General features: G+C 57.7%; 15 protein-coding genes. 13 read left to right on the plus strand and 2 right to left on the minus strand.

Translation table 11 applies throughout. The features are described from left to right. Both LOY70_RS18380 and LOY70_RS18385 read left to right on the plus strand, forming a co-directional pair. On the plus strand, positions 1 to 525 hold the full coding sequence (locus tag LOY70_RS18380) for a GNAT family N-acetyltransferase (RefSeq protein WP_265028797.1): 525 nt from the start codon (positions 1 to 3) through the stop codon (positions 523 to 525). Further along, complete coding sequence (locus LOY70_RS18385; protein ID WP_265028798.1) at positions 522 to 1,196, plus strand: glutathione S-transferase family protein; 675 nt, start codon at positions 522 to 524, stop codon at positions 1,194 to 1,196. Before LOY70_RS18380 ends, LOY70_RS18385 begins: the two co-directional genes overlap by 4 nt. Positions 1,197 to 1,259: 63 nt before the next feature. Here the strand turns inward: LOY70_RS18385 and cysE are convergent, their stop codons facing one another. Together cysE and LOY70_RS18395 are read right to left on the minus strand one after the other, a co-directional pair. Further along, positions 1,260 to 2,021 carry a serine O-acetyltransferase gene (gene cysE / locus LOY70_RS18390; RefSeq protein WP_413776655.1) on the minus strand — a complete coding sequence of 254 codons (762 nt, stop codon included), beginning with the start codon at positions 2,019 to 2,021 and terminating at the stop codon, positions 1,260 to 1,262. 49 nt (positions 2,022 to 2,070) lie between these two features. Further along, positions 2,071 to 3,288: an amidohydrolase gene (locus LOY70_RS18395; protein WP_320110188.1), complete on the minus strand. Its 1,218-nt coding sequence runs from the start codon at positions 3,286 to 3,288 to the stop codon at positions 2,071 to 2,073. A gap of 183 nt (positions 3,289 to 3,471) precedes the next feature. Here LOY70_RS18395 and LOY70_RS18400 point away from each other — a divergent pair, with 183 nt between their 5' ends. The 11 genes from LOY70_RS18400 to LOY70_RS18445 all read left to right on the plus strand — a co-directional run bounded on the left by LOY70_RS18400 (position 3,472) and on the right by LOY70_RS18445 (position 15,857). Beyond that, positions 3,472 to 4,722, plus strand: a complete 1,251-nt coding sequence (locus tag LOY70_RS18400) for an MFS transporter (RefSeq protein ID WP_265028800.1) — start codon at positions 3,472 to 3,474, stop codon at positions 4,720 to 4,722. Between the two features lie 144 nt (positions 4,723 to 4,866). Further along, on the plus strand, positions 4,867 to 5,256 hold the full coding sequence (locus LOY70_RS18405) for a cupin domain-containing protein (RefSeq protein WP_265028801.1): 390 nt from the start codon (positions 4,867 to 4,869) through the stop codon (positions 5,254 to 5,256). After that, the gene (locus LOY70_RS18410) at positions 5,249 to 6,757 is read left to right on the plus strand and encodes a methionine--tRNA ligase (RefSeq protein ID WP_265028802.1); all 1,509 of its coding nucleotides are present in this window, start codon (positions 5,249 to 5,251) and stop codon (positions 6,755 to 6,757) included. Before LOY70_RS18405 ends, LOY70_RS18410 begins: the two co-directional genes overlap by 8 nt. Positions 6,758 to 6,767: 10 nt before the next feature. After that, positions 6,768 to 7,787, plus strand: coding sequence for an NAD(P)/FAD-dependent oxidoreductase (locus tag LOY70_RS18415; RefSeq protein WP_265028803.1), 1,020 nt, complete (start codon positions 6,768 to 6,770; stop codon positions 7,785 to 7,787). Positions 7,788 to 7,833: 46 nt separating this feature from the next. Further along, a complete protein-coding gene (locus tag LOY70_RS18420; protein WP_265028804.1) occupies positions 7,834 to 8,736 on the plus strand; it encodes an ABC transporter substrate-binding protein in 903 nt (300 codons plus the stop codon). 13 nt (positions 8,737 to 8,749) lie between these two features. Beyond that, entirely contained in the window at positions 8,750 to 10,009 is a 1,260-nt protein-coding gene (locus tag LOY70_RS18425; RefSeq protein WP_265028805.1) for a SidA/IucD/PvdA family monooxygenase, read from the plus strand. An 18-nt stretch (positions 10,010 to 10,027) separates the two neighbouring features. Next, positions 10,028 to 11,020: a 2,3-diaminopropionate biosynthesis protein SbnA gene (gene sbnA, locus LOY70_RS29995; protein ID WP_320110189.1), complete on the plus strand. Its 993-nt coding sequence runs from the start codon at positions 10,028 to 10,030 to the stop codon at positions 11,018 to 11,020. A 10-nt stretch (positions 11,021 to 11,030) separates the two neighbouring features. After that, the gene (gene sbnB / locus LOY70_RS30000) at positions 11,031 to 12,047 is read left to right on the plus strand and encodes a 2,3-diaminopropionate biosynthesis protein SbnB (protein ID WP_320110190.1); all 1,017 of its coding nucleotides are present in this window, start codon (positions 11,031 to 11,033) and stop codon (positions 12,045 to 12,047) included. A 3-nt stretch (positions 12,048 to 12,050) separates the two neighbouring features. After that, positions 12,051 to 13,844 (plus strand): FAD/NAD(P)-binding protein, encoded by a 1,794-nt coding sequence (locus tag LOY70_RS18435; protein ID WP_265028806.1) that lies wholly within the window; start codon positions 12,051 to 12,053, stop codon positions 13,842 to 13,844. 370 nt (positions 13,845 to 14,214) lie between these two features. Then, positions 14,215 to 15,159, plus strand: coding sequence for a LysR substrate-binding domain-containing protein (locus LOY70_RS18440; RefSeq protein WP_265028807.1), 945 nt, complete (start codon positions 14,215 to 14,217; stop codon positions 15,157 to 15,159). Then, positions 15,150 to 15,857, plus strand: a complete 708-nt coding sequence (locus tag LOY70_RS18445) for a LysR substrate-binding domain-containing protein (protein ID WP_265028808.1) — start codon at positions 15,150 to 15,152, stop codon at positions 15,855 to 15,857. The genes LOY70_RS18440 and LOY70_RS18445 overlap by 10 nt, the downstream gene beginning before the upstream one ends. Positions 15,858 to 15,909: the final 52 nt, after the last annotated feature.

Consider the following 15,909-nt stretch of genomic DNA (forward strand, 5'->3'; position numbering starts at 1 on the left):
ATGAATATTACGTTGAGAGCCTTCCAGGAAAGCGACTTCGACACGGTTATTTCCTGGATCGATGGGCCGCAGACCTTGGCCCTCTGGGCGGGTGCGACATTCACCTATCCCTTGGAAAAAGAACAGCTTCAACGGTATCTGGACAAGGCCGGCGAGTGCTACCCATGGCGCAGCCTGTATGCGGTGGTCGACCAGGATACTGAACAATTGATGGGGCACATCGAGTTCTCGGACATTTGGCCTCACTTGTCCCTGCGCTTTGCGCGGATCCTTATCGGCGACCCAGGCTCGCGGGGCAAAGGTCATGGCCAGGCGATCCTGCGCCAAGCACTGGCCTTGGCGTATGCCCGGTACAACGTGGCCCGGGTCGATCTGGGGGTCAAGAAGGAGAATCTGCTGGCAATCAATTGCTACCGAAAAGCGGGGTTCAAGGACATTGGCCTGTGGCCCCACGCAATCGATACGCCGATCGGCTGGATCGACGTCCACTGGATGACCCATACCCGTGAGGAGCAAAAACCATGACGGCGATCACACTGTACGGCCACCCGGAATCAGGACATAGCTATAAGGTCAAGCTGATGCTGGACGTCGCCAAAGTGGAATATACCTATCGACAAGTGGACATTCTGATTGAGCGGGACGCGCGTCCCGAGCCTTTCAGATCGCTTAGCCTGGAGCGTTTTGGTGAGGTACCGCTGGTCACTGTCGACCAGATGCACTACGTACAATCCAACGCCATCCTGATTGAGCTGGCCGATACCCTGGGGCTGTTTGGTGGCAGCGGCCGCAGGGGCACGGTCTCTTGCAAGGAATGGCTGATGTGGGAGGCCAACAAGATTGGCCTGTGCCTGCCACATTTGCGGCTGGCTCGAAATTACTTCCCGGATGACTACCCGCAAGGAGCGGTGCAGTGGTTGGAGAGTCGTTTCAAGGAAGACATCGGCCGGCTAGACAAAGAGCTGCGCGATGGCCGTCGCTTCATCCTCGATGACGAGCTGTCGATCGCCGACTTCTCCCTGGCCGGCTATCTGTTCTGGAGCAACCAGGCCCAGGTGGAACTGCCCGAGACCGTCATCGCGTGGCTGGGTAGGATCGCCAGCCTGGAGGGTTGGCAAAGCCCCTACACCTGTCTGTCGCAACATCCTGGCTATGAAACCTTCGGGATGATCAAGGAAGAGTTTGATCCCCGTTGACCGGTCCGAGGCCGGAGCAAAATCCGCCGGCGAGAAGCGAGTCTTCTCGCCGTTTTCTTCCAGCTAACCGATGGACTGGTCCATCTCCTGGGCGGGTCGTTCGTGACGGGGCTGCCCCACCCCTCTGGCAGGCACTCCGACCACGGTGGTCCTGGGAGGTACTGCCTTCAGCACCACGCTGTTAGCTCCCACCTTGGAGCCGGCGCCGATCTCGATATTGCCAAGGATCTTCGCCCCAGCTCCAATCATCACACCGGTCCTGACCTTGGGATGACGATCGCCACTTTCCTTGCCGGTGCCGCCCAACGTGACACCTTGCAATATGGACACGTTATCTTCCACGACTGCCGTTTCACCAATCACAATGCCGGTGCCATGGTCCAGCAGCACACCCCGTCCAATCCGACATGCCGGGTTGATGTCGATTCCCAAGACGACATTGCACCGGGCTTGCAGGTACAACGCCTCCAGGCGACAACCTTGCTGCAGCAACAGATGAGCAAAGCGATAGGCCTGTAACGCCACGTAGCCCTTGGCAAACAGAAAAACCTCCAGCTCGCTCTTAAAGGCCGGGTCACGCAAAATCACCGCTTCCAGGTCCGCCACCATGCAACACACAAGGTCCCGGCTGGAGCTGAGTCCGAGGAGCACGTCGCGCAACCACTCATGCGCCCGGGCATCGTGGGGGACCAGCAAGCCTGCAATGCGCGTGGCCATACCCGAACCCAGGTCCGGGCACTCGAACACCGGATCGCCGAGCAGGCAGCCAAGGCCAGGGTGATCCAGCAAAGCCGCCCTCGCCTGCCTCCTCAGCGCATCCCACATCAATACGGCACCGCCGGTTGCCTCGATCGGACCGCTCTGAAACTCATTATCATTGACCAGAAACATTCCCGTGCCCTCCCAGGTCTTTGGCCGAACCCATGGCCGCGAAACACGTGCGCGCAAACGAGGCGAACCAGGCCGCGCCGGCGTACAAAATCGCATCATTGAAGTCGTAGTGATCGGAATGCAGCGGCGGTTCATTCGCCTGGCGAGCCGAACCGAGAAAGGCGAAGACACTCGGTATGCGCTCGCCGAAAAAAGCAAAATCCTCAGCCGCCATGGAGGTCTCGGCCATGGCATTGATGTGCTGTGGCGCGAAAACCTGCCGGGCTGCTTCCAGCGCCAGGTCGACCATGAAGGGATTGTTGATCAGCGCTGGGTAACTGCGTTGAAACTCAACTCTGGCTCGGCAACCGAAAGCCAGGCTCACCCCCTCGCTCAACCGCTGGATCGCCTCTGCCAGCCGGTCTACCGTCAGGCTGTCGAATGCCCGCACGGTGCCACGAATGGACACGTGCTCAGGAATCACATTGAAACCATTGCCGGCCTGCAGTTCGGTCACCGTCAATACCGCGCTTTCAGAAGCATTGATCTCGACGCCCACCAGGGTCTGCAACCCCAGGCAAAGTTGCGCGGCGGCGATGATCGGGTTTGTCGCAGTATGAGGCTGCGCCGCGTGACCGCCACGGCCTTCAAGACGGATCTCGAACTTGTTGCTCGACGCCATCATCGCACCCGGGCGGGTAGCGAAACTGTTGGCGGGCAACAAGGGCCAATTATGGAGGCCAGCAATAGCCTGGATCGCAAAACGCTCGAGCAGCCCGTCGTCGAGCATCGCTTTCGCGCCCGCGTGGCCCTCCTCGGCCGGCTGGAAGATCAAACACACCGTGCCGTTGAAATCGACATGACGGCTGATCAGTTCCGCACCTCCGAGCAGCATCGCCATATGTCCGTCATGGCCGCAGGCGTGCATGCAGCCGACATGTTGCGACACGTGTTCGAAAGTATTGTGTTCGGTGATGGGCAAGGCATCCATGTCGGCACGCAGTGCGATGCAGGGGCCTCGTTGGCCCTTGGTGATGAACCCCACTACACCGGTCCTGCCCAGACCGCGTATGAATGGAATATTCAGTGCTTGCAGCTGTTCGCAAATCACATCGCTGGTGCGCAACTCTTCATAGGCAAGTTCAGGAATCCGGTGCAAACTCTTCCTCAGCCTGGCCAGCCTGCTTTGAAGGTCTCTCTGTTGGTCTTGGTTCAGCATCATCGTGTAGTCCTCCGATCTCTATGATGAGCGCTGCCCCTTCGATGAAAATCGATTTACGTTAAACCCAGGCGTGAAGAAAACTAAATCCAAGGCGCAGGGTGCGCGACATCCATTGTTCGACGCACCTCGAAGTGAGGAACCAGCCAAGCGCATAGTCTATGAGCCAACAGGGAGGAGATGGCGATGACAAACACCCGTTTTTTTGGAAAAACCGTACTGGCCTGCACGTTCGTCCTGGCGATTATCGGTTGGGGAATCGGCTTCTATGGACCGCCGATTTATATGCAAGCTGTCATGGAACGCACAGGTTGGCCGATCGCCCAGGTCTCGACCGCGGTTACCTTGCACTTTCTCAGCGGTACGATCGTCATCGCCAACCTGCCGCGACTGTACGCACGCTTCGGAATACCTGCCATTACGCTGCTGGGCAGCATCGTCCTGGGCATCGGCGTGAACATCTGGGCCCAAGCCGGCGAGCTATGGCTGCTGTATGCCGGCGCCGTCTGCTCGGGTATTGGCTGGGTGACATTGGGCGCCGCAGCCGTCAACACCTTGATCGCCCCATGGTACGTCAAGGAAAGACCCAAGGCCCTGAGCAAGGCCTACAACGGCGCCAGCATGGGTGGCGTGATCTTTTCGCCGCTGTGGGTATTGCTGATCGAGCGTTTCGGCTTTGCCACGGCAGCGCTGGTGATCAGCGTCGTCACGGTGCTGCTCATAGGCGCCTTTGCCTTGCTGGTGTTCAACAAGAGTCCACAAAGCCTGGGACAACATCCCGATAATGCTGACCAGCCGGACCCCGAGCCGACCAGTGCCAGCGCCGCGCCATGGACCGCAATGCAGACACTCAGGTCGACCAGCTTCCGCACCCTTGCAGCCGGCATGTCTCTGGGGCTGTTTGCCCAGATCGGTTTGATCGCGCACCTCTACTCGATCCTGGTGGGACGCATGGGAGCGCATGACGCCTCGTTCGCCATGGGGCTGGCCACCGCTAGCGCGATGGGCGGGCGATACATCGCCGCACGCCTGATGATTCAGGGTATGAACCGCCGACAACTGGCCTGCCTGGGATATGCCATCCAGATGCTCGGCACGCTGATGCTGCTCGGCCTGGACCTTCACCCAACGGTGGCCTGGATAGCAGTGGTGCTAATCGGCTCGGGCATAGGCAATGCCACTTCCTTGCCGCCGCTGATAGCACAGACCGAGTTCAGCCGTGAGCAAACCGCCAGAGTGATCGCCCTGATGGTCGCGATCAGTCAAGCCACCTACGCCTTCGCCCCGGCTTTTTTCGGCCTGGTGCGATCCGCCTTCACCGATTCGAATCATGCCATCGTCGCCGTGGTAACAGGGGCGGTCATCGTGCAGGCGCTCGCCATCGTTTCGTTCTACCGGGGCGTATCTGCTCGCCCCTTCAAGAAAACCGTTTTCTGACCCCTCCCCCGGCCAGGCAGTGCACTGCCTGGCCGCCTGCCCTGAATTTAGTCCTTCTTAACCCAGCATTGAATAAATCTGCGTTGTCAACAAAGCCCTCGGCAAACACCATCGAGTGAACTTCTCCACTCGCAGGGTAAGCCCATGGGTTTTGAAATTTTCAGGAAAATGGATTGGTCCGCGCTGGTGCATGAATACGACCTGGACGGAAAACGCTTGCTGCCGTGGAACGGCTACCCCATGCCGTTTGCCGCTGGCTGGTGTGTTGTCAGGCCGCACACTCGCAGCGAACCTCATGTGCAGATCGATCAGGAAATCTTCATCGGTCTCAAGGGGACCGGTCGCCTGGTCATTGGCGATACGCAATACCGATTTGAAAGCGGTGACATCGCCGCCATTCCCAAGCACACCAATCACTATGTCATCAACGACAGCGACGAAGACTTTCACTTCTACGTGATCTGGTGGGACAAGTTCATCGCGGGTGACTACATGAAAGCCGATATCACTCACCTGGAGACCGGGAATGTCTAAATTCATCGTCACTATCACCCCACCTACTCCCAACGGTGATTTGCACATCGGTCATCTTGCCGGCCCGTTTTTGAGTGCCGATATCTTCACCAGGTGTCAGCGGCAAAAAGGCCATGATTGCGTGTTGGTTTCCTATTCCGACGATTACCAGTCCTACATGCTGCGCCGGGGGCGGGAACAAGGTCGCGAGCCCTCGGTCATCGGTGAGGAAAATACCCGCAAGATAAACATCAGCCTGCAAATGGCCGGTATCGAAATCGATCACTGGATGAGATCGCTGGATAACAGCTGCTTTCGCGACGTGGTGCTGGAGCTTTATCGGCAGGGCGTCGACGATCGCAACATTTACCAGAAAACCGCTCTAGCGCCATTTTGCCGGGCCTGCAACGTGTGGGGCTACGAAGCCTTCGGCCGGGGCCAGTGCAGCAGTTGCGGCCAGGACTCGGACGCCAGCCAATGCGAAGAATGTGCTTGCGCACCGAACTACCTGTACATGAAAAATTTCAAGTGCAAACTCTGCGGCGGCGAACACGAATGGGTGGAAAAAGAACACGCCTATCTGAATATCGGCAAGAACGTGCATAAGCTGCGGGCCTGGCTTGGTGAAAGCGCGGTACGCCTCAATTCACAGGCGTTCGTGGAACGTGAGCTGGCTCCTATACCGCAGGACTGGCAGATCACCCGTCATGGCGACGCAGGTCTGGATATCGACCACCCCAGCCTGGGCAAGGCACACACATGGTTCATGGGCATCGCCGGCTATATCGCCGCGACACGGGAGCACTTCACCACCAACCGGCAAACTCCCGAGCTGTTCGACAGCTTCTGGCGTGACGATCAAACGACGCTGGTGAGCTTCCTCGGTTACGACTGCCTGTACAGCCACGGTATCGCTTACCCGATCCTGTTGGCCGGCACTCAATACGCGAAGAAACAACAGCGCCTCTATACCAACATGTTCTTGAAACTCAACGGCCTGAATCTTTCCACCAGCCGTAACCACGCTATCTGGATCCGTGATCTGGTCAGCGACTACGACACCGACTCGGTACGCCTGTACATGGCCTTGCTGGCGCCCGAGGAGCAAGAGAGCGACTTCGTCGAAACACAATTCGTCCAGTGGCACCAGGCGTTCTACCAGCAAAAACTCGAAAAACTCACCGTCGCGGCCACGCAGGAATCGCCGCGGTTCTGGCTCGATGGAATGAAGCGCAGTGAACATAAGCTGCTGTGCGAGGTGTACAACCGCTGGCATGCGGTAACCAGCGCCGACAGCTTTTCCAGTCGAAACCTGGCGTTGCTGGCGGTCGAACTCTACGAGATGGCCTATTCCCGTCTGGAAGCGGAGCAGCCGCTGTACCACTTGGTGGCGCTGGCTTCATGCATCTGCGCGCCGATCACGCCGACGTTGTCCAGGCAGATACACAAGCGCTGTTCGATCAACGAACCGGTCGTGCTGGATAACCTGATGAATGCCAACTTCCTCGATTACTCCATCTAGGGAGCACGCAATGAACAGCGACTTCGAAGTAGCCGTCATCGGTGGTGGGATTATCGGGCTGACCATTGCCGCGCTGCTATCAGAACGCGGTTTCGATACCTTGCTGGTGGAGCGAACGCGTTGCGGCTACGGCGGCGCTACCGCTCACACAGGCGGCATCTGCCGCGCATTCGAACCCAATGCACAGCTGGCGCAGCTGGCCAACGTGGTTGGCCTGAAGCCTGGCGAGACCGAAGTGGAGTCTATCTTGCGCAGGCATGAGACGGTCACTGGCGCGCTTTACCGCCTGTCGCTCGCCGACTCGCCGCCCACTCGTGACACTGCAGTGCGGCGGATCTCGCCCCAGGAGGCGCAAGAGTTCGTGGGTCGGCCAGTCGCCAGCAGCGGTGCATACTATTACGAGTCCACTGCCGCGGTCAGCGAAGTACATTCAACCATGAATGAGCTGCGCACGATGTTTCGTAAGCGCGGTTGCCTGATTGAGCGCTGCGAAGTCCAGCGCTTGATGGAGTGTGGGACCGATGTTGAGATCCATGGCGCTGAAGCCGTCTATCGAGCCGGCCATGTGATCAATGCGGCAGGCTCCAACAGCCCGACGCTCAGCCTCGTGGAGGACAGTCAGGTACGCACCATCCCGTACTTCCAGTTCCGAGGGGCGTCGGTTCCCACATTGCCGTGCATCGATTTTGTCGGCGGCACTTATGCTCTTCCACTGTCCGACACGCTGCTGCAAAGCAGCACAGCGATCCGGCCGAGCTTGGCGGAGATAGAGGCGGATCCCACGCACTTGCACCGCATGGTCGAAGACTGCCGACAACGGCTAAAGGGCCTGTTCGGCGACATCGATGAGTATTCACTGCTGTCGACGAATCTGGCGACCGACCTCTATACGCCGCAAGGTCTGCCGCGACTGGGTCCGCAATATCCCGGCTCCCGGATCTGGTTGGCGACTGGCCTCAATGGGGTTGGATACAAGTACGCATACCCGATCGCTACGCGCCTCTACGAGAGGCTGGCCCGACAACGATAACCCACACCATCACATGTCTTGAACCTAGGTCCAGGGAGGGACAGCCATGCCTTTTTGCATCGGTATATCGGCGATTTTCGAGAGTTCCAGAACCGTGCACGCGCGCACGTTCCTGGCGGCGGTCAATCGTTTCATAAATACCCACGAAACGATGGGCCTGAGGTTCATCTTCGAGGACGACGATGCCAGCCCCGAAGGCGGGCGCAGAGCCGCGGAGCGGTTGATAGCCCGCGGGGCCGACGTTGTGGTCGGACACTTCTCATCGGACGCGGCGGGAGCAGCTTTGCCTCTCTACGAGGCGGCAGGCATTGCGGTGCTGCTCCCGGCGGCGACCAAACAGGATCTGGTCAGAGGGACAACGCATGCGTTTCGCCTCTGCCCTTCGGATAGCCGTTTGATGGGCCTGCTGGCCAGGCAACTGCTCAAAAATGAGCCGGCCGCCAGTGTGCTTGTCACTCATGACTCGACCGAACACGGTGAATCCCTGGCCCACTGCCTGGCTGGGATTCTTGACGGCTCTCCCCTACGCGTCGTCTCGTCACTCGACCATGCCGAAGTCGTGGTTTATTGCGGGCGCCTGAACAACAGCATCCGCTACGTCAACGCACTACCGGGCTCCTATCGCCGCTTGCCTGTCTACCTCACGGACGACGCGCTTTCGAGCTGGTTCATCGAGCACGCCGCCCCTTTGGACAATCTGAGCATCGTTGGCCTGGCGGTCGCCGACCCAGGCCTATCGACCTGCGAAACCTATTACCTGGAAAGCCTGGCGGCCTTGCAAATCGCCAGGGCCCTGAGCCATTGCGATCCACCGCTCGACGCATTGCGAACCAGGACCTTCAACACCGTCATCGGTGACGTTCAATTCTGTGACGGTGAGAACCGTTTCGCCCGAGCAGCACTTTGGAAAATAGGCAATCGACGTTTCATTCCATTCACTTGCGTTTGATCACAGGTGCTCCATGCAAGGAACTCCCGATTATTACGAAATGATCAATATCGGCTTCGGCCCCGCCGGCATCGCACTGGCGTGCGCACTCGAAGAAGCCACCCATCGGCCACTGGAAACGGGCCAGTGCCTGTTTCTGGATAAGCACTCGAACTGCGCCTGGCACCCAGAGTTCCTACTGGAGGGTACCGATATCAATCACCATCTATTGCGTGACCTGGTCACACCACGCAATCCGCAAAGCCGGCACTCATTTGCGATGTACCTGAAGGAACATGGCCGGCTGTATCAGTTCGGTCTGCTGGGACGTCCGGCCAGTCGCAACGAATGGTCTGATTATGTCGCCTGGGTCGGCAAGGCTTTCGCCGCTCATGTGCATTATGAGGAAGAAGTCCAGGAAATTCGGCCAGTCATGGAAGATGGCGAAATCAAGCAGCTGCTGGTGATGACCTCCAAGGGACAGTACCTGACGCGCAACCTGGTGCTGTCCAGCGGCAGTACACCCAATATCCCCAGCCAGTTCGAGCCAATAGACAGTGCCCGGGTGATTCATACTTCCCGCTACCTCAGCAGCCTGGAGGGCCTTGACCGCCAAGCCGCCTGGACCTTTGCCGTCATCGGCTCAGGTCAGAGCGCGGGGGAGTCCATTATCGACTTATTGAATCGTTTCCCCAACGCCCAGGTCACCTCGATCCACCGCAGCAGCGGATTCAAGATCGCCCAGTTGGGTCAGTTCCCCAACCAGGCGTTCCATCCGGATCGAGTCGCCTATTTCCACAAGTTGGGGCAGGCCGAAAAGGCCATGATCCTTGAGGAGGTCAAATCCACCAATTACTCCGGCATCGATGTCGACGAAAGCCAGGCGTTGTACTCATTATTCTATGAAGGTCTGGTCAGCAACCAACCCCGGCTGGCATTGAAAATCTTCACCCAGATCGAATCCGTTTCGCAGACATCGGACAAGCTCACCCTGCATACGTGTGACCCGTACACCCTTGAACGCAGCAGCGTTGAGGCCGACTACGTGTTCCTGGGGACAGGCTACAAACAGGACTACGTTCCCCCGCTTCTGTCCCAACTGCAGCCTTGGCTGAGCCTGGGCAGTGATAACGGCGTACAGGTAGAGCAGAACTACAGGTTGACGACTGCGCCATCATTCCGGCCCGCGATTTTCGTCAATGGCCTTTCCGAGCGCTCCCACGGCATCGGCGAGGGGCAGTCCTTTTCTCTGCTGGCCATGCGCGCCGGCATCCTGACTCACTCACTGTTCTGAACGCCCAAAGGTGTCGACATGTATAACGCCTCATCCGATATCGTGTTTGACAACGTATTCCTGACCGTAAGAGGCCTGGGTATTCGTTGTGCCTTGAAACTGGATTACTTCAATGCCGCCGGTTCGATCAAGATGAAAACGGCGCTGGGCCTGGTGCTGAGCCTGGAACAGAAAGGCCTGATCAACCGCAATACCACGTTGATCGAATCCTCTTCCGGCAACCTGGGCGTTGCCCTGAGCATGATCTGCGCCGAGCGCAAATACAGGTTCATCTGCGTGTGCGACCCGAATATCTCCCAATCCAATCTGAAGTTGATGATGGCCTTGGGCACCCGGATTGTTCAGGTGGACACCAAGGACTCCAACGGTGGCTTCCTGGGCACCCGCATCGCTTACGTCAAGCAGAAAATCGCTGCCGATCCGGACTGCCTCTGGCTCAACCAATATTCAAATCCGGCCAACCCCGAAACTCATGCCCGTACCACCGCCAGCTCGATCTTCAATAGCTTCACCCGGGTCAACTACCTGTTCGTAGGCGCGGGTACCACAGGCACCTTGATGGGGTGCGTCGATTTCTTCAAGAAGTACAGCCCTTACACCAAGATCATCGCCGTCGACAGCCTGGGCTCCGTTACGTTTGGCGGGCCGGGGGGGAAACGACACATTCCGGGACTGGGCTCGAGCCAGATGCCACCGCTGTTTCGCGCCGACGGTCTGTATGCGATGGAGAGCATCAAGGAAGCCGACACCATCCAGATGTGCCGCTACATGGCCCGGGAGAATGGCCTGTTGTTCGGAGGCTCCACCGGTACCGTCCTGGCGGGTGTGATGGCCTGGAAAGACCGGATTCATCCCGACGCAACCGTGGTCGCCATCTCTCCGGATGCCGGCGAGCGTTACCTGGACACGATCTACAACGACGACTGGGTGCGCGCCCGTTTCCCGGACTATGACTTCAACCGCACCTGTCCCGAATTCCTCGCCGGAGATAAGGAATACGCTCATGCCTAACGCAATCACGGTGAACAATCGCGAGCTGCACATCGTTCGGGGCAGCACCGTTCGCGATATCCTCAACCAGTTCCCGACGCTCGCTTTGGACGTGGTCCGGGACACCTATCTACAGCACCATCGCGGATGTACCGAAAACCCGGACAGTTATTTCCTGAGGTTCAAAGACAACCCCGCAAACCGGATCATCGCCCTCCCGGCCGCCTGCGTCGACGGTGAAGACAAGGTCGCAGGAATCAAATGGATTGCCAGTTTTCCAGGCAATACACGACACAATCTGCAGCGTGCCTCAGCCACGTTGATTCTCAATGACCTGTCTACTGGCTACCCCATGGCGTTGCTCGAGGCTTCGATCATCAGCGCCGTGCGAACAGCCGCTTCGGCGGTGTTGGCAACCCGATATCTGCTAGCGCAACGCAGCGAGATTTCAAACTTGGCGTTCGTCGGTGCCGGGGTGATCTCACGAACCATTCTGGAGCAATTTCGGATCAACCAATGGTCCATCGACAAGGTGCTTATCCACGACACCGATGCTGATTCCGCACAGGCTTTCAGTGCCTATGCCCAGACACTTGGGTTCAATTGCGGTGTTGCCATCCATCTTGAGCAAACCGTGGAGAGCGATGTTGTCGTGCTCGCCACCAATGCTGCCCAGCCTTACATCGATGAGCGATACATCTTCAAGGCCGGGACCGTACTGCTCAACATCTCGCTACGCGACCTGGCTCCCAGCCAGATCCTCGGTGCGTTCAACGTCACCGACGACACCGAGCACTGCCTCAAGGCCAACACTTCGCTGCACGTGACAGAGCAACAGGTAGGCCACCGTGACTTCATCCACTGCACCCTTGCGCAGGTGCTGCTCGGCGAGCACCCCATAGACCCTTCTCGACCGATGATTTTTTCCCCTTTCGGCTTGGGCGTCCTCGACGTGGCATTGGGTAAGAAAATCCTCGACATCGCCCGCGCCCAACACACAAGCGTGCCCGTGACTGATTTTTTTGAATCGACCGTTCGCTGGAGCTGAACCATGCGCATAGCAATTATCGGTATGGGCGCCACAGGCCTGCTAGCCTTGGCCAAGACCTTTTCCATGGCCAAGCGTCATCCCACCATGTCTGTAATCGTCCATGCCTTTGATGCCCAGGCCCCGGGCCAGGGCGTTCACCGCTGCGACCAGGCAAGCTACTTGCGCCTCAACACTGTAGCCGGACAGCTTTCCCTGTTCGAGGACGATGATTTTTCGCTCTTCCCCCGCCAAGCGTTCCGCCCCACGCTCTACGAGTGGATCGCCCGTTTCCATCCAGAAGCCATCCGTGGAGAACAGGACCGCTTCGCCTTCCTGCCAAGGAAGTACCTCGGTTTGTACCTGCAGTGGTTCTTCACTCAACTGCTTGAACATATCCCTATCAACGTGCGCTTCGAGACGTCATGTCGCTTGATCCGCTCCATCGAGCAGGAGGCGGATGAACGTTTTAGGCTGCTTGCCTCGCCAGCCGTGAAGGGTGCCTACGACACATTGCTTCTGTGTACCGGACACGGCGTTTTGACCAACGGGACGCCCGCCGCGCCTATCATCAAGCCCTATCCGCTTCCCGCCACCCTTGAGCACATCTCCAGGGATTCTGCTGTGGCGATCCAAGGCGTCGGGCTGACCGCAATGGACGTCGTCGCGGCGCTGACCACGGGGCGCGGCGGGATGTTCGAGCAAAACGCCATGGGTTTGAAGTACCTTCCCTCAGGTCTGGAACCGAACATCAGCCTGTATAGCAACTCAGGCATGCCGTATCGCGCCAGGCCGGAGGTAGACGACGCGGTCATTCGCCACCAACCCCTGGTCATGACGCATGCAGCCATTGACCAGATCAGGCGTGGGTTACCGGAAGGAAAAATCGACTTCGAAAAAGACCTGCTACCGCTGCTTTATCAGGAGATGGCAGCTGCATACTATTGTGCCAGCGCCGGGCAGGACGAGAGCCACGCGTATCGCTACCAGGAGCGCTACCAGCAAGTCTGGGCACAACTTCAACGGGCCGAGGCCAGCGGGACGTTGCCGGCTACGCTCGATCACCTGGCCGACGTATATGGGCCCTACTGCCCCCAGGATGCCTTGGCGTGCTACCCGCCCGGACACCTCACAACAGGGACCTACCCGCAATGGTTTGTCACCCAGCTTCAGGAGGACGTCCACGAGAGCGCCCAGGGCTGCCGGCGCAGCCCGCTGAAAAAATCACTGGAGGTCTGGCGCGACCTGCGTGATCAATTGTGTTACGCCATCGACCACCAAGGCCTGACCGAGGACGCCCATCGCACCTTCTTTACAAAGTACTGCCCGCTCATTAATCGGCTCGTGGCCGGGCCGCAGAAAGAACGGCACGCGGAATTGATCGCCTTGATTCGAAGTGGGATTGTCCGCCTTCTGCCGGGTTACAGCAGCACCGACCGTTACGATCCGCGCACGCAGAGATTTACCGTCACGTTGCAACAACCCGAATGCCAGAAATTCATTTTCGAACACTTGATCAAGGCCAATCTGAATGTCCAGGAGACCCGCCTTGAGTTGCAGTCTTTGCTAAGCGCCATCACCGATCCAAGCGCATTAACCACGATGGAGTACAAAGACTTCAGCAGCGCCCACCATCCAGAATTTGTGCACATTCATTTGCGTGAAAGAATTTATATATTCGGCCCGGTGCTGGAAGGCTCAAGCTATTACAATCACTACGTTCCCTCGAGCGCCCCCTCGCGCATTTCAAAGGCCCTTGACAAGTGCCTGAGCAAAGCAGTCAACCATTACAACTACCGCTTCAGCGAAACATTCTAACGACGATATTGGCCATGCAGCCAAGCCAAAATGGTTTTTTTCCTGCGCGCTTGCAGCCGGCATTAATTTGCGATTAGCGTAAGTAAACACCGCTACCCGACGTTGCTGAACCGATTATTAAGGTGCGCATTAGATAACCGCTGCTGTCGGGCTACCGACGCACCATAAAAGAGCAATGCGCACTGTAAAAAGGAGATATCAATGCTGCATTTACTCAATAGTTCCTGATCGCACGGACTGTCTTTTTCTATTTATACGTCTCGTCCATCCCTTTTAAAAAAGCGGAGGGAGAAGTCATGTCTCGATATAACGGTTTCATTGATTAGCAGCACGCATTACACCGGGGTTACATTACAACAAGGACTGAACGATGAGCCGATCAATGCCATTATCATCGCTCTATATATTTGTTGAGGTTTGCAAACACAACAGCATGAAAAAGACGGCTGATACACTCTGCGTTACGCCGGGCGCTATAAGCCAACAAATAAAAAGCCTCGAAGACCGGATGTCCGTCAAGCTGTTTGAACGCTCTCACCGGGAGATCAGTCTGACCAACGCAGGAAAGATTCTGATGGATCAATTGGCAGTTTCTTTCAACAACATCGAAGCCGTCTGGGAGGACTTCGAATCGTTCAGGAGCCGATCCGCCAGACTGTCGATCAATACCACCGCGTCATTCGCCAGCTCCTGGTTGATTCCGCGACTCAGTCGGTTTCAGCAATGCTGGCCCGACATCGAAATCAATCTGTCGACCTCCCACTACCCGCCAGATTTGCGCCGCGATGGGATAAACATCACGATCCGACAGGGAGTGGGTGTGTACCCTGGACATCACAGCGAAAAACTGTGGACGCCAAAAATCCTGCCAATCGGCCATCCCGCCCTCCTGAAAAAAAAGGGCCGCAGAATAGAACTACCCGTTGATTGCCTTCACTATCCCTTACTCCAAGACGCGAGCCGTTCAACCTGGAAGCTTTGGCTCAAAGCTCATGGAATCGAAGACAGTCGCTCGCGTCGCGGTTGCAGTTTTACCGATGAGCATCTGATGATTGACGCGGCTACCGCAGGTCAAGGCCTGGCACTCGTCAGCGACGTCTATGCCCGGCCCGCCATAGAGGCCGGGCATGTCGTTCCCGTCCTACCGGCCACACCCTACACCGAGATGGCCTATTACCTGACCAGCACGCTGGGGCAGACAGATGATTGGAAAATAGACATTTTCGTTAACTGGATAAAAACGGAAGTCAGACTGTTCCTGGACGTCAACGAACAATCCGTACAGTCCCGACAACCCGATTACGCGTGCGACTGAGGAGCCTGGATTTCCACGACATCGCTTCAGTCGCCAGCGGCGGAGCCGGCCGTATCCGTGTCGGTGCAATGGTCGTCGCCACACCTGGATTGCTGGTAGGAGCCGTCGCCCGCCTCAAGCTCAACTCGCCACACACGACGGTGTCGATCGAGGAAGGTGATCTCACGCGCCTGTTACCAAGGCTGCGTACAGGCGAGCTCGATTTCATCGTGGGTAGGCTGGAACCGGGCTATAGCTCTCCGGACCTTGAAACGGAGGCGTTGTACACCGACTCAATGCGAGTCGTCGTCGCCGCCGATCATCCACTGACCACAGTGGCCCGACCCACTTGGCATCATCTGGCGACGCTTCCCTGGGTCGCTCCCCCGACGTCGGCATCCTCGCGGGTCAAGCTGAATCAGATGTTCTATAAGCACAAACTGCAACCACCCGCCGACATTATCGAAACCTCGTCCTTTTTGGTGACGATGACGTTTATGAGGAAAAGAAGCTGCGTCTGTTTCGTCGCCAGTAAAGTCGCGCATTACCTCGAATCCATAGGCCTGGGTCATACCTTGCCGCTGGAAGTGCCGATCGAGTTACCGGCGGTGGGCATCATTTTGCTACGTAACGGGCTGAGAACCCCCGTTGCAAGCACCCTCATCAACGCTCTGCACGAACAGGCGATGGACATCAGAGGCGAGACTGCGCCTGAGTGAATGCACAGGCGACGGCTGTAGTGAGGAGACGAGAGTCCGATGACGTAACAAT

It is taken from the genome of Pseudomonas sp. B21-054 (assembly GCF_026016345.1).
Taxonomy (GTDB): Bacteria; Pseudomonadota; Gammaproteobacteria; order Pseudomonadales; family Pseudomonadaceae; genus Aquipseudomonas.

Bases quoted from the DNA above. Each gene is read 5' to 3' on its own strand.
- LOY70_RS18380 (WP_265028797.1), top strand. From the start codon at position 1: ATGAATATTACGTTGAGAGCCTTCCAGGAAAGCGACTTCGACACGGTT.
- LOY70_RS18385 (WP_265028798.1), top strand. From the start codon at position 522: ATGACGGCGATCACACTGTACGGCCACCCGGAATCAGGACATAGCTAT.
- cysE (WP_413776655.1), bottom strand. From the start codon at position 2,021: ATGTGGGATGCGCTGAGGAGGCAGGCGAGGGCGGCTTTGCTGGATCAC.
- LOY70_RS18395 (WP_320110188.1), bottom strand. From the start codon at position 3,288: ATGATGCTGAACCAAGACCAACAGAGAGACCTTCAAAGCAGGCTGGCC.
- LOY70_RS18400 (WP_265028800.1), top strand. From the start codon at position 3,472: ATGACAAACACCCGTTTTTTTGGAAAAACCGTACTGGCCTGCACGTTC.
- LOY70_RS18405 (WP_265028801.1), top strand. From the start codon at position 4,867: ATGGGTTTTGAAATTTTCAGGAAAATGGATTGGTCCGCGCTGGTGCAT.
- LOY70_RS18410 (WP_265028802.1), top strand. From the start codon at position 5,249: ATGTCTAAATTCATCGTCACTATCACCCCACCTACTCCCAACGGTGAT.
- LOY70_RS18415 (WP_265028803.1), top strand. From the start codon at position 6,768: ATGAACAGCGACTTCGAAGTAGCCGTCATCGGTGGTGGGATTATCGGG.
- LOY70_RS18420 (WP_265028804.1), top strand. From the start codon at position 7,834: ATGCCTTTTTGCATCGGTATATCGGCGATTTTCGAGAGTTCCAGAACC.
- LOY70_RS18425 (WP_265028805.1), top strand. From the start codon at position 8,750: ATGCAAGGAACTCCCGATTATTACGAAATGATCAATATCGGCTTCGGC.
- sbnA (WP_320110189.1), top strand. From the start codon at position 10,028: ATGTATAACGCCTCATCCGATATCGTGTTTGACAACGTATTCCTGACC.
- LOY70_RS18435 (WP_265028806.1), top strand. From the start codon at position 12,051: ATGCGCATAGCAATTATCGGTATGGGCGCCACAGGCCTGCTAGCCTTG.
- LOY70_RS18440 (WP_265028807.1), top strand. From the start codon at position 14,215: ATGAGCCGATCAATGCCATTATCATCGCTCTATATATTTGTTGAGGTT.